Below are 25,402 nucleotides of genomic sequence, written 5' to 3'. Positions count from 1 at the left end.
CCACCCGCCATCGCTGACCTCAGACTCGGGGCATTCAGTAGCGCAGCGTCAACTCGTCGGTGATGTCGTCGCCGTCTCGTTCGACGCGCGCGCGAAGCGGCTGCGCCGGCAGACCGACCCCGTGCGAGTTTGATCCTGCGATCATTTGCAGCGCGGAGAACCCGCCGACCGCCAGCGGTCGATGATTCGCCTGCGCGAGATCGCCGCCAGCGATGCGAACGTCCTCCGCGGCACCCAGCAGCAGCCATGGCTGCGCGCTGTCGGATGCGTTGATATCGCTGATCACCACGCGGTAGGTGAACTCCACTCCCGGTGCGAAAATCCCCGTCACACCCGTGGTCTCCGAGCATACGGCGTTGCCCGCGTAGAGGCCGCCGAACTTTCCGTTGGCGCTGCTGATTGCGATGAACGCGATGTCGGCCATGCCATCGTAGTTCACCTCCGGCCGGAACAGGCCCTGATTCACCGCCGTCACCCGACCCACCGAAAACACCGAGAGGTGGGTCGTTTCGTCCGCGCCAACGATCGTGATGCCGGCGTGGCCCTTCACGTAACTCACGTTCTGATTGTAGAACAGCGGCGCGGCGGGCGCCGCCGCATTCTTGAGCTGGACGTGCAGCGTCCCCGCGCCGGAGAATTCAACCTGCACGATGTCATCACTCAGATCGATGAACGAAACCCGCGTGACCTGCCCTGGATCGGCCTTCAGCGCCACCGTCGAACTCGTGAGCAGCACCTGGTCATAGAGATTGCCATTGGGATGAACGATGTCCGCCCCTGCCTCACTGCCCCATCCCCACAGCTTCTGATCGATTGGAACGCCTAGGATCACCGGCGTGGTCTCGACCGCTGTCGCCGCGTCGCTCACCCGCACCGAGTACAGTCCCGACCAGCCGGGATTCACTGCCGCAATGGCATACATCGACGCGTTTTCGCCGGCGACCGGATCGCCGTTATAGAGCCATTGAAACGCTAGCGGCGAGTTGCTGGTGGCCGCGACAGTGAAGTTGGCGCGCGCGCCGGACGCGACAATCGCACTGGCCGGTGCCGTGGAGATCGTCGGGGGTTGCGCCACCGAAAGCACGGCCGCGCGCGACGTCACGGCCGTGCCGTCCGGCCCGGTGACCGTGACCGCGTAAGTGCCGCCGTCGGCGAGCTGGGTCCGACCCAGCGCCAGCACCGGTCCGTCCGCGCCGGAGATGCGCGTTGAGTTCACGACCGGTACGCCGTCCTTGGTCCAGCGATAGCTCAACGGCGCCACGCCCGCCGCGTCCACCGACAGAATCGCCGTCGCACCGGCGTTGGCGGTGTGCGCTACCGGATCCGCGACGACGAGCGGCCCGGCGCTGATCTTCAGGGTGAACGGTTGCTCGGTCGGGGTCACCGCCGCGTTGCCCGCCTCGAACACGAGCTGCAACGGCGCCGCCAGTTCCGTCGGCGTGCCCGAGAGAATGCCGGTTGCCGGATCGAAGTGCGCCCACGCGGGCAACGCGCCGGACTTCAAGGCCAGCACCGTGGCACCCGCCGCCGCGACCTGGAACCTTCCCGCTGCTCCGACTGTGAAGGTCGTCTCGGCCTCACTGCTGAAGCTCGGCGGCGGAACTACTGTCAGCGTCGCCGTCCCGGAGGTCACCGCCGGACCGATGCCATTCTCCACCACACAACGGAACTGATCGCCCGTCATGGCGGCGGCCGTGGTGACCGTCAGCGTGGCCGTCTCGACCCCGCTGAACTCGGCGATTTCACTCAGCGCGACGAAATCGCTTTCGCCCGCGCGTTTTCGCTGCCACTGGAACTGGGGCGCCGGTAGCCCCGTGGCGGTGAGGGTGAAGCTCGCCTGCCGGCCGGCGCCGGCGGCCTTCGCCACCGGGTCCTTGGTGATCGCCGGTGCGGTCGCGCCGACAATCACGCCCTTGCGGATCGTGTTGTTGCCCGAATCGACAATGTACAAGTGGCCGAACCGATCCAGCGCCAGTCCCCACGGCTCGTTGAACCGCGCCGCACTGCCGACTCCATCCGCCGTGCCGATGCTGCCGGCGAGACCGCCGATGGTGACGACCGTGCCGTCCGGCGTGATTCTTCGGATCACGTGCGTGGTGTTCTCCGCGACGAAAACATTCCCGGCCCGGTCCACCGCGAGTCCCTTAATTTCCCCAAACGTCGCGGCCGCGCCCACCCCGTCGATGCTGCCGGTGGCATTCGCCGTGCCCGCCACCGTGGTCACCACGCCCTCGGGCGAGATCCGGCGCACGCGGTGGCCGTCGGCCACGAAAAGACTTCCGTCCCGATCGAACGCCAGCGCGGTTGGTGAACCAAATCTCGCGGCATTGCCGATGCCATCAACCGTGCCCTCGACGCCGGAGACACCATACGGAGTGGTGACCTGCCCGGCCGCGTCGATCTTGCGAATCGAGTGGTTGAAGGTGTCGGCAACGTAAAGATTCCCGTGCTGGTCCACCGCAAGCCCGTGGGGCGCATTGAACCGGGCCGCGGTCTTTTCCCCGTCCAGACTCCCGTCGAGGCCATGTGCTCCCGCCACGGTCGAGACGTAGCCGGTGGCGTCGATCTTGCGAATCGTGGCCTTGAAATCGGCAACGAAGAGATTGCCTGCCGCATCCACCGCAATGCCTGTCGGATTACCGAAACCTGCGTTGCTGCCCTGGCCGTCAACTGTCTGATAGATCGGCCGCACCAGACTGCCCGCCCAGGTGGTCACCAGCAGTCCCGGCGTCACCTTGCGGATGACATACGCATTGCTGTCGGCGACGAACACGGTGCCGTCGGCTGCCACGGTCAACCCGCGCGGTGACGTGAATTGCGCATTGAGCCCCACGCCGTCAGCGCTCCGCACCAGCACGTCGGCGCCGGCAAACACGGTAACACTCCCATTGGGTGTGACCCGCTTGATCACGTGGTGCCCTGTGTCCGCCACAAAAAACACTCCGCTGCTTCGATCGAACGCCACGCCGCGAGGATAGCTGAAACCCGAGGCGAGACTCGTTACCACCCCCTCGGGTGTGATCTTCCGGAGCGAGCCGCTCTGATCAACCACATAGATCGTCCCCGCGTCGTCCACTGCGATGTCGGTGGGTGCATTGAAGCGTGCAGCGTCACCCGCTCCGTCGCTGTTGCCGCTGATCCCGGGCGATCCCGCCAGCGTCGTGACCACACCGGACGGCGTTACCTTGCGAATGATATGATTTGAAGTGTCCGCCACGTAGACCGTCCCGTTCGCATCGACCGCAATTCCCTTCGGGCCATTAAAGCGGGCGTCCGAGCCGGCCCCGTCCACCGCCCCGGCAGAGGCTCCCGCCAAGCCCGCGAGCGTCGTAACGTTGCCCTCTTCGATCCGTCGCACGGTGTTGTTGCCCGAGTCCGCGACGTACACGACACCGGCCGCATTCACCGCCACGGCTTCGGGCAGATTGAAGGTGGCTCCGGTGCCGTAGCCATCCTGGCTGCCACTCCGCCCTCCGGCCAGAATGCGGACGCTGCCATCCGGGGTGATGATCCGAATGGCGGCGTTGCCGGTGTCGGCAATGTACACCGTACCGTCGGCACCGACCGCGACGCCCTGAGGCAGGCCGAAGCGGGCGCTCGCGGCGGGTCCGTCGACCAAGCCCCACCCTGTCGGCGTTCCGGCAAACGTGCTCACCGAGGCGGCGGGCGTGATCTTGCGAATCAGGTTGGTACCCGGATCAACCACATAAAGGTTGCCATCGGCATCACAGGCGAGTCCGGCCGGTTCGTGGAACCGAGCCTGGGTGCCTTCGCCGTCGACGTAGCCGATATTGTTGCGGCCGACGTAGGTCGTGAACGTATAGGCGGGCGCAGGCTGCGCCGCACCGTCGAACGCAAGCGCCGGCAGAATGGACGTCAGCACTGCCAGGCGCACCAATTGTGGAAATAACATGATCGAAGCGGGACTTCGAACATGCGACTTCCTTGCCACAGAACGAGCAACAAAATGGCGAGAACGAGGATTGCAGGATCTCTTGTCGGGATAAGTAGCGATGGTTTGCATCCGCGACTCGAACGCGCCTGCGCCTCGGAGGACGGCCGCCCCGGGCCGACGCTGCCGATTCGAACGCGTTGAGGGCAAGCCGCTCCACTTGGACTACCCGACCACGCTGGCGTGGGAGCGCGGGCGTCTCGCCCGTATCCGTCCACCCGGTGCGAACCGCGGGCCAGATGCCGCGGCTCCCCGCTTCAAAACAATTCGCCCTGCACCGGCGTCAGCGGAGCAGCGACCGGCGTGGGCGGCGGTGCGCCGGTAAGCGCACCGATCTTCGTCGTCGCCGCTCCCGCCGCGTAGCGCCGGCGCGCTTCCGCCAGATTCGTTTTCATCCCGAGTTCCTCGATCAGCGCAAACAACGCCTCCGGCTGCGGCTGCACCGGCGGCACGGAGAGAACCGGCAGCCCGAGATTCAACGTCGTCAGCTTCAGATTGCGTCGCAGTTTGTCCGCCTCCGCGCAAATCGGCTCGCGAAAACGCTCCGGTTTCAACTCGGCGCAGTGCGCCATCACGCCCTCGAGCGTCTCGAATTCGTTCAGCCATTTCGCCGCCGTCTTCGGCCCCACCCCGGCGAGCCCCGGGATGTTGTCCGACGTGTCGCCGACCAGCGCGAGATAATCCGCAATCATCCGTGGCGGCACGCCAAACTTCGCTTGCACGCCCGCCGCGTCCATCAATCGCCAACCGAGCTTTGGATTCGCGGTCGGCGGCGGCAGCATGATCTTCACCCGCTCATCAACGATCTGGGCGAAATCCTTGTCGGAACTCACGATCAGCACCTCGTGCCCGGCGCGGCTCAACGCCACGGCCTGCGACGCCAGCAGGTCGTCGCTCTCCACGCCTTCCTGCTCCACGCCCACGCAGCCCATGGCGCGGGTGAGCGACTTCACGTACGGCAGCTGCCGCGCGAGACTTTCCGGCATCTCTTCGCGCTGCGCCTTGTAGTCCGCGTGCAGTGCCAGCCGGTCCTGCGCGCCGCCCAAATCAAAAAACACCACGCAGGCGTCTGGCTTGGTCTGGTCTGCGAGCATCCACAGCGATTTGAGCCAGCCGTGCAGCGCGTTGGTGGGAAAACCGTCGGCTCGGGTCAGCTCCGGGATCGCGTAGAAGCACCGGTAGGCGAGATTGAATCCGTCGACCAACAGCCATTTTGCCATGACTCAACGAGAGGCGCGTGCCGCGCCCGGGTCAAGTGAGGTCAGGCGCACGCGCGCGGGGAGGCTCGACACGTCCGCGTCTTAAGTACAACCTACCGACGCCGATAGTGCAGGAAACACCCGCCACTTCCCAACCGGCTTCGGCTTGCACCCGTCTCTGTCGCGCTCGCGCGGCACCTGGTTCCGACGATCCGGTCTCCACCTGATTCCATGCGCTTCTCGCCGTCGTTTTCTGACCGGCCGGCCGTGCCGCCCGTGCGGCCCCTCTTCGCTGGCGTGGCGCGGTTGAGCGTGGCGCTGTGCCTTGGTTTCTCCGGCGTGGGACTCCTCGCGCAGCAGATGGGCGCGCCGGCTCCGGGGCTGCTCGAAGTCGGTGCGCCTCTTTTCAACGTGCACACGTCGGTTTCCCTCGGCTTGGGCACGCCGCCGACGGACCTGCATGTGCTGCCCGATGGACGCATCCTCGTCTTCGCGAACCAGCAGCTGGCACTCGGCGACGGGACGCGTTGGGAAGTATTCCCGCACGCCGAGGACGAGGCGCCGCTAACGGCCACCGGCGTGGCGGTGGATGCCAACGGCGATCTTTACGTCGCCGCCCCGGAGGGCTTCGCGCAGATTCAGTTCGAGGAGCGAGGCGGCTGGCGGGCCCACGTCGTGCAGCCTTGGTCCGCTGACGATCGCCGCGACGGCGCTACGCCGCGCAAGGCGATCGAAGCCGGTCCGGCCTGGCTGTGGCACAGCGGCAGCGGTCCGATTCTGGCGTGGCGGCCGGGCGAGTCCGCGCGCGCCATCGGACGCGTCGATTCGATCCAGCACGCGTTCTGGTTCCAAGGCACCAGCTACGTGAGCGATCGCACCGGCGGAGCGCTCTGGCGGATCGACGCCGGAGGCATGCATCCCGTGTCCTACGCACCGGCGATTTCCGCCAGCGACACGATCACGTGTGCGGTGCCGCTCGAAGAGGAAATGCTGGTGGGCACCTACGGCCATGGGCTGCGCGTGTTCGATGGCCGGACCCTGCGGCCGTTTGGCGCGGCCGGGCCGATGGCCGGTGACATTCAGGTGAACGATCTCTGCGCGACTGCCGGTGGCTTTTATGCGGCCGCAATCGAAAACCTCGGCGTCGTGTTTTTCGATGCCAGCGGCCGCGTCGTGCAGGTCCTCGACCGCAGCTACGACCGCCGGCTCGGCCGCGTCCTGCGCCTCGTCGCCGCGCCTGGCGGCGTGATCTGGGGCTTGCTCAGCGACGGGGTACTGCAGGTGGAATTTCCGTCCCGGATCTCCCACTTCGAGCCGCTGATCGGCTCCGGCCTCAATGTCGCGCAGCCCTTCCGCTTCGAGGGACGTCTCTGGGTCCTCGCCGACGGCACGGCCCGGCGTGCGATCTATGATGATCACGGCCGAATGATCGAACTGCGGCCAGATACGCCGGCGGGCCGTTTCGTTTCCAATCCTTCCACCGAAATGGGCGTGCTGGTCGTCGCCACTGACCGCGGCGCGTATTGCCGCCAGGCGGAGCAGTGGGTCGCGTTCGCTCCGGAGGTGGACAACCTGCGGCTGGTCGATCATCCGCCGGTGAACGGTCGCTGGCTCTACGGCGCCACCGGTCAGATCGGATGGATCGCGCGCCGCGGCGACACGTTCCAGCTTGAGTCTTTTCCCGAGCCATCGCTCGAAAAGATTTATGGTTCCGTGGCCGCCGACGATGGCTCCGTCTGGCTGGAACTCGGCAACGGTCGGCTCGGCCGCATGCGGCTGGTCGAGGGCCGGCCCACGATTGAATACTTCGGCGCCGAACACGGCGTGCCGAACAATTGGGCCCAGGTGTTTCGCTGGAAACCGGGTGTGCGATTCAACGTCGGCGATCGGATCCTGCGGTTCGACGAGTCGGCCCGCCGCTTCCTGCCGGACACGGAATTTGCCCGCCATTTCCCGCGTGTCACCGACATCGTGGGCCGGCCGGGACGCGACAGCCGCGGCCGTTGGTGGATCACCACGCGGGAGGGAGTGCATGTGCTGGAGGAGCGCCCCGGCGGCTGGCGCGATCTGCGCGAGAAAATGCCCGCAGGATTCCGCCCCTACTACTTCACGTTCCAGCCCGACGGCGTCGTGTGGATGCACGCCGACGGCCACCTGACGCGTTTCGATCCGGCCATGGCAACTGCCCCCGAGGAGCCGTTGCGCGCACTGATCACCCGCATCGAAACCCGCACTGGCCGGCGCACGCTGCTCAGCACGGCCGCGCTGGCGACACCGCTGCCGTATGCGGACAATTCCCTCACCGTGCATTTCTGCGCGCCGTCCAGCGCCTTCAAGCCGGTGGAGTTCGACGTGTGGCTCGAGGGTGGCCGCGCCGGTTGGATGCCGCTGCGCAGCAGCGGCTCGATCGCCTTCAAGGACCTGCGCGAGGGCCGCTATCGGCTGCATGTGCGCCCGCAGAGCGGCTCCACCCTGGGCACGGAAGCGACGGTGGAATTCGCCATCCGGCCTCCCTGGTACCGCACCGTTGCCGCGTACGTCGCGTTCTGCGTCGTCGGCCTCGGGCTGATCCTGGTCGGCGGCCAGCTGACCTTTGCGCTGCAACGACGCAAGAACACGCAACTCGAGCGGCTCGTCGCCGAGCGCACCCGCGAGCTGCACGCGAGCAACGAGCGGCTCGCCGCCCAGCTCCAGCAAAACCAGATTCTCTCCAAAGCGATCGAGCAGAGCCCGGCCGCTATTTTCATCGTCGATCGGGAGGAGACGATCGTCTTCGCCAATCCCCGCGCCTACGAGATGAACGGCCGTGCCGACTCCACGCTCGTCGGCCAACTGCTGCGGTCGGTGCGGACGCCCACGATAACGCCCGAGCTCGTCCAGCAGATCACCGCCACGGTGCAGCGCGGCGAGACGTGGCGCGGCCAGTTGACCAACCGCCGACCCGAAGGACGCGACTTCCAGGTGCGCTGCTTGATCGCCCCCATCCGCCAGGCGGGGGGCGACGCCCACCACTACCTGGTGCTCGAAGAGGACATCACGGAATCGCTGAATGAGCAGGAGCGCCGGCGCCGGCTCGAGGCGCAGCTCATCCAGGCGCAGAAGCTCGAAAGCATCGGCACGCTCGCGGGCGGGATCGCGCATGATTTCAACAACATCCTCACCGCGATCCTCGGCTATTGTGAGCTCGCCAGCCAGGACGCTCCCGACAACCCGGCGCTCCAGGGCGATCTCGCCGGCATCCGCTCGGCGGGTACGCGCGCCAAGGAATTGGTCGCACGCATCCTCACGTTCTCGCGGCAAACGCACGTGCAACTGGTGCCGCTCGACCTCGCCCAGCCCGTCGCCGAGGCAGTGAAGCTCATCCGCGCTTCAGCCCCTTCGACCGTCGAGATCGTGACCACGCTGCAGAGCGGCACCATCCGCGCCGACGCGACGCAGATCCAGCAGGTCGTCCTGAACCTCTGCACCAATGCGCTGCAAGCTTTGCCCAATGAGCGCGGCCGCCTCGAGATCACCGTGCAGTCCGTGCAAGTCTCCCGTGAAATCGCGGCGGAGGTCGACTCATTGTGGATCGGCGAAGCGATGCGGCTGGTCGTCAGCGATGACGGCAGCGGCATGGACGCCTCCACGCTGGGTCGGATCTTCGATCCTTTCTTCACCACCAAGCCGCAGGGCGAAGGCACCGGTCTGGGGCTGTCGATCGTGCAGGGCGTCGTCACCGGACACCAGGGCGCGATTCGCGTGCGCAGCAGCCCGGGGCTCGGCACCTCGTTCGAGATCTATTTTCCTCCGTCGAGTGAAACCAGCAGCCCGCCCGCGCCGAATTCTCCCGTACCGCGCGGAGCGCAACAGGAGATCATCGTCGTCGATGACGAGCGCTCCGTCGCAAATTTCGTCGCCACGCGGCTGCACCAGCTCGGTTACCGGCCGATGATGTTCTGCGATCCGCAGGCCGCCCTGAATGCCTTCGCCTCGCAGCCGACGCGCTTCCAGGCGATCGTGACGGACCTGACGATGCCGCGGCTCACCGGCGCCGATCTCATCCGGCAAATCCGCAGCCGCGGCTGGCTGATTCCCGCCGTCATCATCACCGGCTACCGCGGCGACGCGGTGCGCGCCAACGTCAAGGCACTGCCGCGGTGCGTCGTGCTGCCCAAGCCGTTCAGCGGTGACGATCTCGCGCGAGCGCTGCACGCCGTGATCAGCGACTACGCGGTGGGCGCTGCGGGTCTGACGCGGTCGAACTGAGAATAGCCAACCACGGAGGCGCAGGGTCCCGGTTGTAGGCCCGCTCGGCGAGCCGGCGCCCAAATACCGAGACTGCGCCAGTCGTAGGGCTGCCGCTGGCCGGCAGCCGCGAACCCAGACAGAGCGACCAGCGCGTTCCCGATCGACGGCGAACACCGGCGCGACCAGGGCGCGTTTTCCAAAATCTTTTTTGTCGGATTTCCCTGCGCTCACGCGCAGGGCCACGAGACTCCGGACGTACCCCGCTCCGTGAGGAGCGGGACGAATTCGGAGCCTCGCCTATCGCTCCAGCGCCGTCGCCGCGAGCTGCTCCATCCGCAGCTTCTTCGGCGCGCCGCCAGGATTGACCAGGTTGGCCGTGACGAAAATCAGCAGATTGCGCTTCTGCGCGCTCTCGCCTTTCGAGCGGAACGCCCGGCCGATCAGCGGCAGGTCGCCGAGGATCGGCACCTTGTCGTTCACCTTTTTCACCTCTTCGCGCGTGAGTCCGCCCATCACAAGCGTCGCGCCATCCCAAATCGTCACCTTCGTGGCAATGTCGCGCACGGAAAAAATCGGCTGATAAAAGCCGGAGGGCACGGTCACCGTGGTGCTGCCGGAGATCGCGATGCTGGGCCCGCCGTATTCGACGAAGCCATCGAACTCCGTGACCTTGGGATTCAGATCGAGGCTGATGCTGTAGTCGTCCTCCTCCACCGTCGGTGTCACGCGCAGCTCGACGCCGATGTTGCGTTTGGTGAATTCCTGCGGCGTGCCGGCGGTGATCGCGACGCCGGCCGAGCCGCCGCCGCTCGCGTTGCCGGTACCGACCTGACTCTGCGTCTGCCCGAAGCTTTGCGGATACCGCATCTCCTGCGCGACGGTGATCGTCGCCGGGTTGCCGGACAGCACCGTCACCTTCGGCGCGCTAAGCAGATCGGTGCCCTGCTGTTGGGAAAGCGCGCGAACGACCGCGTTCACGTCGAACTCGCCGATCACGCCGCTGATCGTGGCGAGCGGGCCCGCGCCCAGCGCCAGATCCGCGCCACCGGGAATCCGCGGCGCGTTGTTCACGATCGGCAGGTCGATCCCGATCTGTGCGCTGGAGGTCACCGGTTCGCCCGGATCGTAGACGCCGTTCTCGTTTTCATCGGCGAACACGGACGGCAGCGCCGGCCGCACGATTCTCCCCTGTTGCGCGCCGGTCGCATCGTTGAAGGCGGAAGCCAGGGCCCGGCCGCTCGTCTGGTAGCGTGCGTTGGCGCCGGCGTTGCGCTGGGTCGCCTTGGTCGCGACGGTCCAGTTCACGCCCAATTCCTCAAGCGCGCCTTCCTGCACCTCGAGGAACTTCGCCTCGATCTCCACCTGGCGCACGTCGCGGTAGCGTTCGAGCAGGTTGCCGATCCGCGCCAGATTCCGCGGCGTCTGCGTCACGATCAACGCGGCCCCGTCGTAGGCGAGGCTCGCGCCGGCGACGGCGTCGAAGTTCACCCCGGCCTGCTGCAAAAACGCACGTAGCGCGGGCCCCTCGCTCGCCGCACTGGGAGGGATCGGCGCGGCGGACCCGCCCACCGGCTCCGCGCGCGTGGCGGTGACATTCGCCGGCGCGCCGCCGTTGGTCATCCGGAGCACCGTCGCCCTGGCCACCGGGAAAAATCGCGTGTCGAGCACCCCGTTGTCGCCGCCGGGCCGCACGACCACGGCGTCCGCCTGCACCTCATACTGGTAGCCGATCGATTCGGTCACGAAGTCGAGCACGCGATTCAAGGGCGTGTTGCGCAGCGTGAGCGTAACCGTTGGCTTTTTGTGGCTCGGATCGAGCAGCACGATGTTCACGCCTTTCGGTTCGACGCCTGTATCGAACTCCTCCGCGATCGCGCCGAGCGCCGCCACCACTTGTCCAATCTCCGTGCGTGTGAAACTCACGCTCGGCAGCACGATCGACTCCAATTTTCGCCGCAAGCCCGCGCCGACTTCGAGCGCGCCGATTTCGTTCGCTGGCCGGTCCATGGTCGGCGGCTGTTGCCAGCTTTTCGTCACGTCCGCCAACAACCGCGCCCGCGTCTGCTCCCGGCTCATCTTCCCCGTCATCCCCTCTCCCGCCATCCGTGCCAAAAACTCCCTCGCCTGCTGGTTCCCCGGATCGCTCTGCTCCACCGCGCGGAAGGTAATCAGCGCGGCTTCGAAATCGCCCGCCAGATACTGGCTGCGACCGCGCGCGATCCGTTGCGCCAGCCCGTCTGAGCGCTCGGGGGGATCGTGCTGGAGTCCGCTCCGTGCCCGCTCCGAAGTGCGAGCCGACGGCGTGCCCGACGTGTCCGCGGACGATTTGTCCGCCGGCTTGCGCGGCTGCTTTGTCGCAATCGATTCCCGCTCGGCCTCGAGATCCGCCACCGCTTGCTTCGTCGCAGGATTCGCGGGCAGCGCTGCGATCGCCGCATCGAGCAGGTCCAGCGCCTCGTCGAACCGGCTTGCGGCCGCGAGTCGCCGGGCGCGCTGCCGCTGCCGCGGCACCTCCGCCACGAGGCTTTCGATTCGCCGCGCCTCGGCTCGCGCCAGCTGATCCGCCTCGTTTTGCAGGTCGACGGGCACGTCGTTCGCCGAGGAACTCGCCGGCGTGGTTGGCGGCCCCGCCGAGCGGTTCGCGTCCGCCCGCGGCTGGGTGGGCTCGGGAATCTGCACCTCCTGCATCGGCGGCGGTTTCGGATTGCGCGCTGCTTCGTCCCGCGCGGCGATGCGCGCATCGATCTCTTCCAGCAGCCGACGCGCGGCGGGATCGTTGGGCAACAGCACCTGCAGTTCCTCCGCAATTTTCCGCGCCCGCTCCAATTCCCCCGCATCTCGCGCGCGCAGCGCATCAGCCATCAGCCGAATCTTGGTTTCCGTCGGCGTCTGGCCGACGAGCAGCGGCGCCGGTGCGAGCCACCCGAGCGCCATGGCCAACCCCAGTCGGTGAATGCCTGCCCACACCTGTGACCGCGTTTTCATGAGATTCAGAGAGCGCCGGGCGACTGCTCCGCCCCCGCTTCGGGCGGGAGGCTGAGCATGCGCGATTCGGGAGCGAGCTGGCCGGCTCCCCACTTGCTAACGCTCACCGCCGCTGGCGCGAGTTGGATTTTTTCGATTCGGTATACGACCGCGCCATCGCGGATAAGGTCCCCGGCCCGGACCGCTTGAGTCTCGTCGTCGGAGGGCGCGGACGCAATGAACGCCACAAGTTCCGAGGTGAACGAGCGCGACGCGGTGGTGAGCGTCACCCGTGTGCCCGTGCGTTCGTCACGCACGATCGCCGTGGCGACCGGCGGCGCAAGCGGTGCGTCGGAGGCCTCGGCAGCGCGACGGCGTTCGACGAACACCTGTTCCACCGTCAGCGCCAGCGAACCGATCGAAGTCTGCGCGCCGATCAGCAACATCTCGCCGCTCAGCACATTTTCGAAAACTCCCCGGGGCGCGTCCCGTGGACCGACCAAACCCACCAACTGGAGGCGGAACGGCTCCGGCTCGATGCGCTTGAGCGTCAGCGGAAAATCCGCATCGCCGCTCCCGATCGCCGTGGTCTCGTCCATCACGAGCGCGAGGGGCTCGCACACGACCACCAGCCGTCCCGATCGTTGTTCATACCTGATCTGCGGCGGCGTGAAGAGATCATAGATCCAATCGTCGCCTCGTCGCTGCGAGGCCGGTGCCCGCCACAGCGTGTTCGTCATCGCACCGCCGATTGGCGGGCGCGAAACGGCGTCCGCGGGAGGCAACGAAGCGGTCGTCGAGGCAGGTTCGTCCGCCGACGGCGGCAGCGAAGCACAATCGACGTGGATGATGAATTGCGACAAACCGCGCGCGACACGCACCTCCGGTGCGTTCGCTTCGCTCTGACTGGCGGTCTGCTTCGCCGACGCCGGCTCGACTTCAATTGTCCGCACGATCCAGGGCAGCTCGGACGTCGCCAGCGCATTGAGTACCGAGCACAGCGCCGCCGTCTCGCCCGTGAACCCGACGCGAAAAAACAGTGCGTCGGTCGCGCGTTGCCCGACGTGCGCCTCCGCGGTCGGTTCGCCAGCGACCCGTGGGCGTTCGAGCAAAACGAGTTCCCTCGGTTCCGCCGCAAATACGATTGCCAGCAGGCGCTCGATCAACTGTCGCTGCCGGAACACACCCGCGATCGCCGGCTCCGCCGGACCGGCGTGGGCGTAGGCGGCGAATCCGAACCGCTCCTCCGGTGCCAGTTCCACCTGATGGTCCCGCGCGACGCCGCGCATCCGTTCACCAAAACGAGCCAAATCGAAAAAGGCTTCCGCGGCGCTGGCGGGAAGCTCCGCTTGATCCAGCTCCGTGAGCGCCGACCGATTGCGCGCGGTAGCGGATCGAAGCTCGAGCAGCGCATTCGTCGCATCGGCCAGATCCGCGTCGAGTTCGGCCGCTGCCGCCGCGGTCGGCTCGGGCCGGCTTGCCGCCAGCGTGCGCCACACCTGCTCCGTTTCCCGCAGGACCACGCGTGCCCGATGCGCGGCCCACGCGCGTTCGCCCAGGCCACCGACCGCGAGCGCGACAACCGCCGGGATCGACCACACGTAAACGGATCGGAACGCCTGTTTCATGGCAGCGGCGCTGAACGCGGTCGTTTCGTCGTGAGCTGACAGCTGAACCGCAGGATGGCCGGCTGGCGGTCGTCGAACCGCTCTTCGCCGATCGCGCTCACGAATGGCGAGGCCGCCAGACTCGCGAGCAGCTTCTGCGCGCGTGCGTGACTTTCCTGACCCGGTGGCGCCGCAGGATGGCTGGCATCGAGCAAGCGCCCACTCACCACGAGCTTCAATTCGCCGTCGGCTGAACCAGCCTCCCGGCCACTGCCGCTGCCTTCCGGCTCGGGTTCCAGCACGGTGAGCTCATCGAGCCACACGTCTTCCACCTCGCCGAGCCTCGACTGCAAATCGTCGAGGAATGCCACCCAATAGCCGCGTCGCTCCGCGAGCGTCTGGATCGCCCTGAGTTCCTCGCGAGCCTGCGCGAGGCGCGCGCTTTTCATCGCGTTTTGCTGCGCGAGGCCGCGCCCAACGTGCAGTTGGGCCTGCCGCTCGCGCAGCGCCGCTTCGGCTGCAATCGTCACGCGGTGGAAGTGCCACGCCGACGACAGCAGCGCGGCCAGCAAGAGCGCCGCAGCCGCCAGCCACACGACCTGCCGATGCCGGCGCTCTGTCCGTCGCCGCAGTTCCGGCGGCAGGAGGTTGCCCACGACCGTCGCCGGCGCGACGAGGTCCGCCGCGAGCCCCACCGCGACCGCCAATCCGGCCGCCGACTCCGGCATCCCCGTCACCGCTGCGCCGGGACTCATGCGCCGCAACGGATCGAAGCGCTCGACCGGAACGCCGAACTGTTCGCGCAAGAAATCCGCCAGCATCGGCAGCCCGGCTCCACCGCCGGTGAGATAAAAACGGTCAACACTCTCGCCGGATCGATGCTCGGCGAAGCCCGCAAGCGTTCGCGCGATTTCGAGCTGCAGCCGGCTGCGAAACTGCCCCGCTCCGCTCTCGGCCACGCTGCGCTCGATGACTGCGAGCGACGCCGCCGGCCAATCAGAAGCAACCGGCGGCGTCAGCCTGGCTCCTCGCGCGCTGTCCGCGGTCGGCGGCATCGCGACGGTGGGCGAGATCGAGGTTTCGCCGAACCCGATCGTGCGCAGCCACAGCCGTTTTTCGCCCGACACGATCAGATGCGTGGAGCGCGCCCCGAGGTTTATCAACAACACCGGTGCGGATACGTCGGGATAGTTCCAGCGCACGGTGCCGTGCAGCGCAGCCGCAGCCGGCATCGCCCGCTCCAGCCGCCACCCCGGCACGTCGAGGGCCGCGCAAAGCGCCGAGATCGCGCTGCGCTTCGCCGCCATCAACAGGATCTCCAGATCCGCCGCGTCCGGTGCAATCACCCAGTGATCCCACCAAACCTCATCGAGCGCATGGGGGATATTTTGCGTCGCCTCGAACTCCACGACGCGCCGCCGCTTCGCCCCGGTGATGGCCGGCGTGCGCACGCATTTGGTGAACGCCAGCGCGCCGGGGAGCGCGATGCGCACTTCTCCGCGGTGGCGCACGCGCGCCGCGAGCGCGCGGACGGCACGAGCCAGGTCCTGCGCGCCGGCCGGTTCCGACGCCAGCTCGCCATGCACGGGTTCGCTGCCAAGTTCCTCCAAGTGCAGCCGGCGCTGCGCGTCGCTCGCGAACAGCGCGCAGGTCAAACGACTGGCATCAAGATCCAATGCGAGCAGGCGGGACGAGCGCATGACCGGGGCTGCTCAATCGCGTTGACGCCGACGCGCAGACGCGCGGACATTCAAGCCGCATCCAAAACCGGGAAGCAGAAACCGGATCTGGTGCATGACAGAGACCGGCAGCATGGTGCATCCCTCTTGCAGCGTCACGTCGAATCTCGCCTTTTTCTTGCGAAATGTCCCAGCCGCTCAGCTACAAGCTCGCCGTCCTCGTTTTCCTCGAGAACGCCGCCGGAGAACACCTCCTCCTGCTCCGCGCCAAGCCGCCGAATTTCGGGATCTGGAGCCCCATCGGCGGAAAACTGGAGACCGCGATTGGCGAGTCGCCCTTCGAATGCGCCGTCCGCGAGACAAAAGAGGAAACGGGTTTCGAGATCACGACGGCCGATCTGCACCTTTTCGCGATGGTTGCGGAAAAGGCCTACGAAGGCGAAAGCCACTGGCTGATGTTCCTGTTCCGCTGCCGCCGTCCGCTCAATGTGCTGCCCGCCGACATCACGGAGGGGAAATTCGGTTTCTTCAGCCGCGCGACGATCGACACCCTGCCGATCCCGGAGACCGATCGCACTGCGCTCTGGCCGACCTACGATCGCTATCGCGACCGGTTCGTCGCGCTCCGGGCCGATTGCGCACCCGGCAAGGCCGTGGTTGCGGAAGTCGAGGAGATCATTCCGCCGGTCGGCTGAAGCGAGGCGGCCGGGAGGGCTTCGCCGCATTTATCGGATCTTCGTAGGGCCGCCGTTCACCGGCGGCCGAGAATGAAGGCGAGCCCGCGAACACGCTCGCGGCCGGCGGCCAGCGCCGGCCCTACACGAATCCGGGCCCGACACGGATCTGAAGTCGCCCTTCAGGAAATCCTGACCCAATCCAAACTTGATTTCTCGAACATCCAACGGACAGTAACCGATCCGCACAACCGATTCACCTTCCGTGACCAAGAAATCCACTCCCGCCGCAGAGAACCGCCCGGCCGAGCCCGTTCCAACCTCTTCGTTCCGCACCGCGCCGGTGAACGCCGGACTGACGGCGGACGACAAGATCGGGCTCTACCGAAAAATGATGCGCATCCGCCGTTTCGAGGAGCGCAGTCTGCGCGCCTACCAGGGCAAGAAGATCGGCGGGTTCCTGCACCTCTACATCGGCCAGGAGGCCGTCGCCGTCGGCTGTTGTTCGCTGATGGGCCAGCACGATCACGTCATCACCGCTTATCGCGATCACGGTCACGCGATCGCCGTCGGCATGGACACGAAGCCGCTGATGGCCGAACTCTACGGCAAGGTCACCGGCTGCTCGAAGGGCAAGGGCGGTTCGATGCACTATTTCGCGCCCGACAAAAACTTCTGGGGCGGCCACGGTATCGTGGGCGGGCAGGTTCCGCTCGGCACGGGTCTCGCCTACGCGATCAAATACAAGGGGCTGAAAGGCGCCGCGATGGCGTTCATGGGTGACGGCGCGGTGAATCAGGGCGCGGTCTCCGAGGCCTACAATCTCGCCTCGCTCTGGAATCTGCCGGTCGTGTTCGTGATCGAGAACAACGGCTACTCGATGGGGACCAGCCAGGAGCGTTCCTCCGCCGGCGAACTCGCGCAGCGCGCCGCCGGCTACGACATGGAATGGGGCCAGTGCCGGGGCCACGACGTCTACGAGGTGCGCGCGACGATGGACAAATTCCTCACGCTCGCGCGCGAGAAATCGCGGCCAAGCACCGTCGAGATCGACACCTACCGCTACCGCGGCCACTCGGTCGCCGATCCCGACAACACCTATCGCAGCAAGAAAGAGATCGAAGAATATCGTCGGACGAAGGATCCGATCCAGCTCTTCCAGAATCAGCTCGTGAGCGAGGGCGTGTTGAACGAAGCGCTGATCGCGCAGATCGACCAGGAAGCGCGCAACGAAGCGGAGACCGCGGCCGAGTTTGCCGAGGCCAGTCCGTTCCCCACCGCCGAAGACATCCAGAAGGATGTGTATTGGGAGGCCGACAATCCTTCCGAGCGGAAATCCTCCGGACGGCTCTTCTTCGACTGAACCACCTTCGCGAAGTCCAACTTTCAAGTCTCAGATCGAGATCCCAAACATGCCCGTCATTTCCTACCGCGAAGCCGTCCGCCACGCCCTGGCCGAAGAGCTCGAACGCGATGCGAACGTCGTGATCATCGGCGAAGAAGTCGGCCAGTTCAACGGCGCCTACAAGGTCACCGAAGGCCTGTTGGAAAAATTCGGTCCCAAGCGCGTCGTCGACACCCCAATCAGTGAGGCGGCGTTCATCGGACTCGGGGTCGGAGCCTCGATGCTCGGCGTCCGCCCGGTGGTGGAGCTGATGTTTTGGTCGTTCTATTCCGTCGCTTTCGACCAGATTCTTAACAACGCGGCGAACGTCCGCTACATGTCCGGCGGGCTGATCAACTGCCCCATCGTGATCCGCGGCCCGGCAAACGGCGGCACGAACGTCGGTGCGACGCACTCGCACACGCCGGAAAACGTCCTCGCCAACCATCCCGGCGTAAAGGTCGTCGTACCCGCCACCGCCTATGACGCGAAGGGCCTGCTCAAATCGGCGATCCGCGACAACGACCCGGTGATGTTTTTGGAGAACACGATTCTCTACGGCGAAAAGGGCGAGGTGCCGCCGGACGAGTACCTGATCCCGCTCGGCAAGGCGGATATCAAGCGGCCCGGCAGCGACCTGAGCATCGTGACCTACGGCCGCTCCGTGCTGCACGCGCTGAAGGCCGCCGAGCAGCTGACCAAGGAGCACGACATCTCCGTCGAGGTGGTCGACCTGCGCACGATCCGACCGCTCGACATCGACACGGTGCTCGCCTCCGTGGCGAAGACGCACCGCGTGCTGATTGTCGAGGAGCAGAAGCCGTTCGCCAGCGTCGGTTCCCAACTCGCCTACATGATTCAACGCGAGGCGTTCGATGAACTCGATGCGCCGATCCATCGCGTAGCGACGATCGACGCGCCGTCGATCTACAGTCCGCCGGTCGAAGTCGAACAACTCCCGAACCCGCAGCGCGTGCTCAAGGCCGCGCTGGAAGTCCTCGCCTGAACCGCCTCGCCCTCTCAACTCCCATCCCTCAACTCTCAACTTCAGTCATGGCCAACATCATCGACATGCCGAAACTCAGCGACACCATGACGGTGGGCACGCTGGTCAAGTGGCTGAAGAACGAAGGCGACACCGTTGCCACGGGCGACATGCTCGCCGAAGTCGAAACCGACAAGGCTACGATGGAGTTGGAGTGCTTTTTTGACGGTACGCTGCTGAAGATCTTCGCCCCCGCCGGCTCGCAAGTCGCCATCGGTGCGCCGCTGTGCGCGATCGGCAAGCCCGGTGAGAAGGTCGAAGCGCCGGCCGCACCCGCGGCCCCCGCCGCCGCGCCGCAGCCGGAGAAAAAAGCGGACGACACGACCACAACGTCGCCCGGCGCCTCGACGACCTCGAAGAACGAGGTCCAGGCGCAGCCGGCGGCGAAGCCCGCTCCTGCAGCCGGGCGCGTCGAGCCCAGCCCGGCGCCGACGGCCCCGGCTACGTCCCCCTCCCCTTCAGGCGGTCGCGTTCGGATTTCGCCGCTCGCCCGCAAGCTCGCCGCCGAGAAAGGCATCGATCCCGCACAGGTCCAGGGTTCCGGTCCGGGCGGCCGGATTGTGCGCGCCGACATTCTCGCCGCGGAAAAATCCGGCAGCGCCAAAGCCGGCGCGGCCCCTCGCGGGGGTGGCGCGGCGTTCACCGGCGCCGCTCCGATGCGCACCGGCCCAATTCAGGAAGAGCGCGCCGTCGCCGTCTCCAACATGCGCGGCGCGATCGCGCGCCGGCTGCTCGAGTCCAAGACGCAATTGCCCCACTTCTACGTCGACATCGAGATCGACGCCGAGCCGTTGCTCGCGCTGCGCGAGCAGCTCAATCGCGCGCTGGAAGCCGAGGGCGTGAAGCTCTCGGTCAACGACTTCATCCTCAAAGCCAGCGCCGAAGCGCTGCGCCGGGTGCCGCAGGTCAACTCGTCGTGGGAAGGCTCGCAGATCCGCTACTTCGCCGCGGCGCACGTCGGGTTCGCGGTCGCGATGGACGACGGATTGATCACGCCGGTCATCCGGGATGCGCATCTGAAATCGATCTTCGCGATCAGCGCCGAGGCGAAGGCGCTCGGCAAGCGCGCGAAGGAGAAGAAGCTCAAGCCGGAGGAATTCACCGGCGGCACGTTCTGCGTCTCGAATCTCGGCATGATGGGCATCCCGCGGTTCACCGCGATCATCAATCCGCCGAACGCCGCGATCCTCGCCGTCGGCACGACGGTCAAGAAACCGGTGGTGAAGAACGACCAGCTCGTCGTCGGCCAGACGATCACGCTCACGCTGAGCTGCGATCACCGGGTGGTCGACGGTGCGGTCGGCGCGCAATATCTCGGCGCGCTGAAGCAGGTGCTCGAAGCGCCGGCGCTGCTGCTGGTGTAAGCGTGATCGGTTTGTAGGGGCGCAGGCTTGCTGCCTACCCTCACAATGTAGCCGGGGTCGATGACCCCGGCCCGGCCTCACCGAGGCCGGCTACAAGGCAGGGCTTTGTTGACCACCCGACCGCGCTACGCTTCCACCCCGAGTTTCTCGAGCAGCCGCTGGAGATCCTCGTTGCCGCGATACTCGATGACGATCCGGCCCTTCTTCGGCGTGTGCAGCACGGCCACGCGCGCCCCGAGATGCGAGGTGAGTTTTTTCTCAATGCCCGCCACGGCCTCCGCGTCCTTCGCGGGAAGATTCCGGTTCTTCGCCTTCGGCGTGTGTCCGCCGGCCGCCTTGCGGGCCAGCACGAGCTTTTCCGTGCCGCGGACGCTCAGGCCTTCCTCAATGATCCGCCGCGCCAGCAGGCTGCGCTGCGCCGGATCGGCGATGCCGAGCAGCACCTTCGCGTGACCGACGGTCAGCAGATTGCGCGCGATAAAGCCCTGAATCTCGCCATCGAGCGAGAGCAGCCGGAGCGAATTCGCCACCGTCGCGCGGGCTTTGCCCACGCGATCCGCCGCGGTTTCCTGCGTGAGATCGAAATCGCGAATCAGGCTGGCAAAACCGTGCGCCTCCTCGATCGCATTCAGTCCCTCGCGCTGCAAGTTCTCGATCAAACCGAGCGCCGCGGCCGAGGCGTTGCTCGCCTCCACGACCCGCGCCGGGATGGTCTTGATCTTCAGCTGCTGGAATGCGCGCCAGCGGCGCTCGCCCGCGATCAGTTGAAATTTCTCGCCCACCTTTCGCACCACGATCGGTTGCAGCAGCCCTTCGGAGCGAATGCTCTCGGCCAGTTCGTTGAGCTGGTCCGGCGGGATTTCGCGCCGCGCCTGATAGGGGCTGGGCTCGATCAGATGCACGCCGACTTCCTGATACCCCGGCACCTCGGGCGCCGGCGCAGCGGGACGGGCAGTCGCGGCGGACGCGGCGGCAGGTTGCGGAGCGGCGGGGGCGGCACTGGCGATCAAACCGCCAAGACCACGGCCGAGCCGGGATTTGGGAGCAGCGGACATGAATTACTTTCCTCCGGGGATAAAAAGGGTCTGGCCGACGTTGATCCGGGACGGATCGGAAATCTTGTTCGCGTTGACGATGTCCTGCACCTTCGCGCCGGTTTTGCGCGCGATGACCGCGAGCGTGTCGCCGCGCTGCACCGTGTAGCTGATGCCTTCCTTCGGATAATCTTCGGTGAACGTCGTCTGCACCGGAGCGCGCGTGGCCAGGCCTTTCGCCAGCGAGTCGATCGCGGCGTTGGTTTGCTTCGCGAGCGTTTCCATTTGCCCGCTCACCTGCTGCAGCGTCTCCGACCGGGTGCTCGCTGCGCTGGCGCGGATGCTCTGGTTCAGCGCGGCCACGGCTTCGTTGAGCTGCGCCACGGTGGCGTAGGACCGTCCCGCTTCACCGGCCTGCGCACGCAGCTGGGTGTTTTCGCGCTCGAGCTGTTCGACACGCAGCGAAAGCTCACCAACGCGCTGCACCAGTCCGCGCACGTCTTCCCGCAGATTGGCCAGTTCAACCGACGGGGTTTGCGCGCTCGCACTGGCCGCGAGCACCAAGGCCCACAAGACCGTTTTCCACATGGGGGCCGAGCTTGGATAAACTAGTGCCGAAAACAAGCGGGTTGTGCAGCCACTCGCCGCGTCGCACGTTTTTCGCGCGGGCTCGCTACCGCGCCGGTCGCGGAAACGGCGCATCCGAGATCAGCGGCGGCATCGGCCCTGAAGGCAACCGCATGCCGACCGCAATGGGAAAGCCGCGCAAAAACTCCGCCGTCGGCAGCATTCGACCGCCCGGCCGCTGCATCCGTCGCACGCACAGCGCGCCCTCGCCGGTCGAGATCAGCAGCCCCTCGGTGTCCGCGCCGAGCACTTCGCCGGGCGGCTTGCCGCGGCCCACGGCCGAAGGCGGGAGATCGCGCGCCGTCGCCGCGCCGAATTTCACTGGCTGCCGGGCAATCTCCACGGAGCAGGCCGGCCAAGGGAAGAGTCCGTTGATCCGCGCCGCGAGAACGTCTGCCGACATCGCGAAATCCAGCACCCCATCCTCCTTCGCGAGTTTGCGGCAATAACTCGCCGCCGAGTCATCCTGCGCCGCGAACGCCAGCGTGCCATCGCGCAGGCGCGGCAGTGCTCGTTGCAGCAGCGGCACGCAGGCCGCCGCGAGCTTCGCCTCCACGTCGAGCGCAGTGTCGTCCAGCTCGATGGCCACGCGCTCCACGTCGCCGATGGGACCCGCGTCGAGTTTTCGGACCATCCGCATCAGCGTGACGCCCGTCTGGCGGTCGCCACTCGCCACCGCCGTCTGGATCGGCGACGCGCCGCGATACTTGGGGAGGATCGACGTGTGCAGGTTCAGCGTTCCGAGCCGCGGCGTGCTGATGAACTCGTCGCGCAGGATGTGCCCGTAGGCCATGACCAGCGAGACGTCAGGCGCGAAGCCAGCGAGCTGCGTGCGGACCTCGTCGGTCACTTTCTCCGGCTGCAGCACGGGAATCCCACGCGCCAGCGCCCAGGTCTTGATCGCGTTCGGCGTGATTTTCTGGCCGCGACCGGCCGCACGGTCGGGCTGGGTGAACACCACGACGATCTCGCCGATCGCGCGCCCCTCGCCCGCCAGCCACTCCAGCAGTGGCAGCGCGATCGGATCAGAACCGAGAAAAACAATCCGGAGCGGTGGCATGGGTTGGGATCGTAGGGCGGTGACTCCGTTCACCGCCGCGCGCGTCGACGGGTCACGGCGCGGAGCGGAGTCCGCGCCCTACCTCAGACTTCGCACCCACAGTTTCACCGCGGCCGCGAGCTTCGCAAACGCCGCGTCGGTGTTCGGCCGCACGAGTCCGTCCAGCACCGTCCAGTGTTCGACATGCGTCATCGTCTTGCCCGGGGCGAGCGGACCGAACACACCTAGCGTTTCAAACTCGATCATCTCGCCGTTCGTGAACGTCTCGAAGGCACAGCCCAGATCCGGATACGTGGCGCCCGGCACCACGGGCGCATATTTCACGAACGTCGCGCCTTCGTTCCAGTAGGCGGACCAGCCGGGATAATTCGAGATGCCGAGCTTCTGGGGCTCGGTCGCCTTCGCCACGTTAATCCCGATGAAATCCCGATGCAGCTCCCACACCGGCTGCGACAGGTCCGTGTAGGTCCAGGGAATCAGCGTCGCGTTCGGCAGCAGATCGCCGTCGGCGTGATTGCCCTTCGGCAGCAGCGGCAACACGCCATAGCCGCCCGGCCGCAGCATCGTCAACGCCCACGGCGCGCACTCCACCGCCCACACTCCGCGGTTGGTCAGCGTGTGCGTCACCTTGATCGTCCGCTCTCCGAGGAGCTCAAGCCTCATTCCCTTCACCAGCCCGGTCTTGACCTCCATCGGCTGCGTCAGCGCCACGCCTTTCGGCAGCGGCTTGATCTCGAGCGGCGAGTCGTCGGGCTGATACGTGCGGACGATGTGCTCGGGCGAATGCCAGAGCCGATGGCCACCGCGCAAGGCGTAGCCGTGCAGTCGCGGCGCGTTGGGCAGCTCGATGAACAGGTTCCGCTTTTTGCCGGCAAACGAGCGCAGTGAGATGACCCGCGGTCCCACCGCCGTCGTTGCCACCAGTTCGAGCGCGCGCGACGCGAGCAGCAGCGCATCGCCACCGCGGTAATCAATCTTCGAGAGTTTCATGAGAGGGTTCCTCGGACTGTTCCGCCGCCCGCCATTTCGCCGCAGGTTTCTTCTGTCGCAATTGCTCCTGCGCCTCGCGCATGGCCGAGAACGACGTGCCCGGCTCGTGCTTCGGCTTGCCCACCAGATCGAAGTAGATCGGACAGCCCGCGAGCCCGAATTCGTCGACCAGCCCCGCCTCGAGATACCGGCGATACTGCTCGCTCAACTGTTCCTCGCGATTGCAGAACAGCCGGATTCGGAACGGCCGGTTGCCGGTCTGCGTGGCGTAGTAGACGCGGAATCGCTTGCCGCCGATCGCCGGCGGCGGCGTGCGCTCGGTGAGGAACTCGATCGCGCGGTTGAGCTTCGCCGTCGGCAGCTTCGCGTCCATCATCCGGTTCACCTTCACGGCCGCGTTGAGCATCCGGTCGACTTCGTAGCCGCTCACCGCCGAGACGAAGATTACCGGCGACCCCGGCGTGAAATACAGCCGGTCGAAGAGCGCCTTCTCGTATTTTTCGCGATAGTCGCGCTCGCTCTTGTAGGGCTCGAACGCGCCGCGCTCCTTGAACGCCCGCTTCACGAGATCCCACTTGTTCACCACGAGCACGATCGGCTTGTGCTCCTTCACCGCCTCGCCCGCGATCGCTTTGTCCTGCTGCGTCACGCCTTCCAGCGCGTCGAGCACGAGGAACACGACGTCGGTCTCCTTGATCGCGTCGAGCGAACGCAGCCGCGAAAAATACTCCACCGGCGAGGCCAGCTTCGTCGCCGCCTTGATCCCCGCCGTATCGATCAGCCGGAACGGATAGCTTTTGCCGTCGCGGCCGATGAACTCGAAGGGCAGCTCGATCGCGTCGCGCGTCGTGCCCGGCACCTCGCTCACGATCAGTCGGTCGCTCTGCAGCAGCCGGTTGCTGAGCGACGACTTGCCGACGTTCGGCCGGCCGATGAAGCACACGCCCAGTGGCTTCTGCGGATCGCGCGCTTCTTCGATCTCCGGGGCCGTTCCGAGCGCCTCGATGATGGCCGCGCGCAGCTCCGACTCACCGCGTCCGTGTTCCGCCGAGACCCGCAGCGGTTCGCCCAGGCCGAGCCGGTAAACCTCGGCGAGGTCGATTTTCTCGTCGTCGAAATCGGCCTTGTTGACGACGAGCCGCACCGGCTTGCCGCTCTTGCGCAGCCGCTCCGCGATCTTCGCGTCCAGCCCGCTGATCCCGTCGAGTCCGTCGACCACGAACAGGATCAGCGCCGCCGTCGCGATCGCGAACTCGACCTGCTCCTCCGACGCGGCGGTCAGCGCCGCCGGCGTGTCGCTGCCGCGATAACCGATGCCGCCCGTGTCGAGCAGCGTGTAGCCGCCGTCGGCGATATCGGTGGAAACGACGTCGCGGGTCACGCCCGGCTGGTCGTGAACGATGGAAATGCGCTTCCGCGCCAGCCGGTTGAAGAGGCGGCTCTTGCCGACGTTGGGTCGGCCGACGATGGCAACGGTGCGGTTCATGGAGGCGATAAGCGGTAAGCAGAAAGCTTTAGGCCGCGCTAGCCCAGCCTAAAGCTTCAGCGACGGCTAACGTGTTTCTCTTCGTCGACCGCGACGAGACAGCGGGT

15 protein-coding genes are annotated in these 25,402 nt (G+C 66.6%); 5 read left to right on the top strand and 10 right to left on the bottom strand.

The window, feature by feature from the left end; translation table 11 throughout:
- Nucleotides 1-34: 34 nt before the first annotated feature.
- Both OTER_RS24240 and OTER_RS14455 read right to left on the bottom strand, forming a co-directional pair.
- Nucleotides 35-3,913, bottom strand: a complete 3,879-nt coding sequence (locus tag OTER_RS24240; protein ID WP_012375670.1) for an NHL domain-containing protein — start codon at nucleotides 3,911-3,913, stop codon at nucleotides 35-37.
- A gap of 296 nt (nucleotides 3,914-4,209) precedes the next feature.
- Complete coding sequence (locus OTER_RS14455; RefSeq protein WP_012375669.1) at nucleotides 4,210-5,172, bottom strand: 5'-3' exonuclease; 963 nt, start codon at nucleotides 5,170-5,172, stop codon at nucleotides 4,210-4,212.
- Nucleotides 5,173-5,382: 210 nt separating this feature from the next.
- Between OTER_RS14455 and OTER_RS24235 the strand changes: the two genes are divergently transcribed.
- Nucleotides 5,383-9,399 carry an ATP-binding protein gene (locus OTER_RS24235; protein WP_012375668.1) on the top strand — a complete coding sequence of 1,339 codons (4,017 nt, stop codon included), beginning with the start codon at nucleotides 5,383-5,385 and terminating at the stop codon, nucleotides 9,397-9,399.
- A gap of 279 nt (nucleotides 9,400-9,678) precedes the next feature.
- Here OTER_RS24235 and OTER_RS14445 read toward each other — a convergent pair whose 3' ends face one another.
- The 3 genes from OTER_RS14445 to pilM are packed head-to-tail and all read right to left on the bottom strand — an operon-like array spanning nucleotide 9,679 to nucleotide 15,652.
- Nucleotides 9,679-12,366, bottom strand: a complete 2,688-nt coding sequence (locus OTER_RS14445) for a type II and III secretion system protein (RefSeq protein WP_012375667.1) — start codon at nucleotides 12,364-12,366, stop codon at nucleotides 9,679-9,681.
- Between the two features lie 5 nt (nucleotides 12,367-12,371).
- The gene (locus OTER_RS14440; protein ID WP_012375666.1) at nucleotides 12,372-13,973 is read right to left on the bottom strand and encodes an Amuc_1100 family pilus-like protein; all 1,602 of its coding nucleotides are present in this window, start codon (nucleotides 13,971-13,973) and stop codon (nucleotides 12,372-12,374) included.
- Complete coding sequence (pilM, locus tag OTER_RS14435) at nucleotides 13,970-15,652, bottom strand: pilus assembly protein PilM (RefSeq protein WP_012375665.1); 1,683 nt, start codon at nucleotides 15,650-15,652, stop codon at nucleotides 13,970-13,972. The genes OTER_RS14440 and pilM overlap by 4 nt, the downstream gene beginning before the upstream one ends.
- 164 nt (nucleotides 15,653-15,816) lie before the next feature.
- Here pilM and OTER_RS14430 point away from each other — a divergent pair, with 164 nt between their 5' ends.
- From OTER_RS14430 to OTER_RS14415, 4 genes are all read left to right on the top strand, one after another.
- Nucleotides 15,817-16,326: an NUDIX hydrolase gene (locus OTER_RS14430; protein ID WP_012375664.1), complete on the top strand. Its 510-nt coding sequence runs from the start codon at nucleotides 15,817-15,819 to the stop codon at nucleotides 16,324-16,326.
- A 244-nt stretch (nucleotides 16,327-16,570) separates the two neighbouring features.
- A complete protein-coding gene (gene pdhA, locus OTER_RS14425) occupies nucleotides 16,571-17,668 on the top strand; it encodes a pyruvate dehydrogenase (acetyl-transferring) E1 component subunit alpha (RefSeq protein ID WP_012375663.1) in 1,098 nt (365 codons plus the stop codon).
- Nucleotides 17,669-17,717: 49 nt separating this feature from the next.
- On the top strand, nucleotides 17,718-18,695 hold the full coding sequence (locus tag OTER_RS14420; protein WP_012375662.1) for an alpha-ketoacid dehydrogenase subunit beta: 978 nt from the start codon (nucleotides 17,718-17,720) through the stop codon (nucleotides 18,693-18,695).
- A 47-nt stretch (nucleotides 18,696-18,742) separates the two neighbouring features.
- Nucleotides 18,743-20,098, top strand: a complete 1,356-nt coding sequence (locus OTER_RS14415; RefSeq protein ID WP_012375661.1) for a pyruvate dehydrogenase complex dihydrolipoamide acetyltransferase — start codon at nucleotides 18,743-18,745, stop codon at nucleotides 20,096-20,098.
- A 125-nt stretch (nucleotides 20,099-20,223) separates the two neighbouring features.
- Here OTER_RS14415 and OTER_RS14410 read toward each other — a convergent pair whose 3' ends face one another.
- The 5 genes from OTER_RS14410 to der all read right to left on the bottom strand — a co-directional run bounded on the left by OTER_RS14410 (nucleotide 20,224) and on the right by der (nucleotide 25,295).
- Nucleotides 20,224-21,153, bottom strand: a complete 930-nt coding sequence (locus OTER_RS14410) for a ParB/RepB/Spo0J family partition protein (protein WP_012375660.1) — start codon at nucleotides 21,151-21,153, stop codon at nucleotides 20,224-20,226.
- A 3-nt stretch (nucleotides 21,154-21,156) separates the two neighbouring features.
- On the bottom strand, nucleotides 21,157-21,720 hold the full coding sequence (locus tag OTER_RS14405; RefSeq protein ID WP_012375659.1) for a LysM peptidoglycan-binding domain-containing protein: 564 nt from the start codon (nucleotides 21,718-21,720) through the stop codon (nucleotides 21,157-21,159).
- Between the two features lie 85 nt (nucleotides 21,721-21,805).
- Entirely contained in the window at nucleotides 21,806-22,819 is a 1,014-nt protein-coding gene (fmt, locus tag OTER_RS14400; protein ID WP_012375658.1) for a methionyl-tRNA formyltransferase, read from the bottom strand.
- Nucleotides 22,820-22,897: 78 nt separating this feature from the next.
- Nucleotides 22,898-23,809, bottom strand: coding sequence for a hypothetical protein (locus OTER_RS14395; protein WP_012375657.1), 912 nt, complete (start codon nucleotides 23,807-23,809; stop codon nucleotides 22,898-22,900).
- Entirely contained in the window at nucleotides 23,790-25,295 is a 1,506-nt protein-coding gene (der, locus tag OTER_RS14390; RefSeq protein WP_012375656.1) for a ribosome biogenesis GTPase Der, read from the bottom strand. Before der ends, OTER_RS14395 begins: the two co-directional genes overlap by 20 nt.
- Nucleotides 25,296-25,402 lie beyond the last annotated feature (107 nt).

This window comes from Opitutus terrae PB90-1, from assembly GCF_000019965.1.
Classification (GTDB): Bacteria; Verrucomicrobiota; Verrucomicrobiia; order Opitutales; family Opitutaceae; genus Opitutus; species Opitutus terrae.
Note: the sequence above shows the minus strand (reverse complement) of the source record. Positions and strands in the feature narration are given on the sequence as shown.

Bases quoted from the DNA above. Each gene is read 5' to 3' on its own strand.
- OTER_RS24240 (WP_012375670.1), bottom strand. From the start codon at position 3,913: ATGTTATTTCCACAATTGGTGCGCCTGGCAGTGCTGACGTCCATTCTG.
- OTER_RS14455 (WP_012375669.1), bottom strand. From the start codon at position 5,172: ATGGCAAAATGGCTGTTGGTCGACGGATTCAATCTCGCCTACCGGTGC.
- OTER_RS24235 (WP_012375668.1), top strand. From the start codon at position 5,383: ATGCGCTTCTCGCCGTCGTTTTCTGACCGGCCGGCCGTGCCGCCCGTG.
- OTER_RS14445 (WP_012375667.1), bottom strand. From the start codon at position 12,366: ATGAAAACGCGGTCACAGGTGTGGGCAGGCATTCACCGACTGGGGTTG.
- OTER_RS14440 (WP_012375666.1), bottom strand. From the start codon at position 13,973: ATGAAACAGGCGTTCCGATCCGTTTACGTGTGGTCGATCCCGGCGGTT.
- pilM (WP_012375665.1), bottom strand. From the start codon at position 15,652: ATGCGCTCGTCCCGCCTGCTCGCATTGGATCTTGATGCCAGTCGTTTG.
- OTER_RS14430 (WP_012375664.1), top strand. From the start codon at position 15,817: ATGTCCCAGCCGCTCAGCTACAAGCTCGCCGTCCTCGTTTTCCTCGAG.
- OTER_RS14420 (WP_012375662.1), top strand. From the start codon at position 17,718: ATGCCCGTCATTTCCTACCGCGAAGCCGTCCGCCACGCCCTGGCCGAA.
- OTER_RS14415 (WP_012375661.1), top strand. From the start codon at position 18,743: ATGGCCAACATCATCGACATGCCGAAACTCAGCGACACCATGACGGTG.
- OTER_RS14410 (WP_012375660.1), bottom strand. From the start codon at position 21,153: ATGTCCGCTGCTCCCAAATCCCGGCTCGGCCGTGGTCTTGGCGGTTTG.
- OTER_RS14405 (WP_012375659.1), bottom strand. From the start codon at position 21,720: ATGTGGAAAACGGTCTTGTGGGCCTTGGTGCTCGCGGCCAGTGCGAGC.
- fmt (WP_012375658.1), bottom strand. From the start codon at position 22,819: ATGCCACCGCTCCGGATTGTTTTTCTCGGTTCTGATCCGATCGCGCTG.
- OTER_RS14395 (WP_012375657.1), bottom strand. From the start codon at position 23,809: ATGAAACTCTCGAAGATTGATTACCGCGGTGGCGATGCGCTGCTGCTC.
- der (WP_012375656.1), bottom strand. From the start codon at position 25,295: ATGAACCGCACCGTTGCCATCGTCGGCCGACCCAACGTCGGCAAGAGC.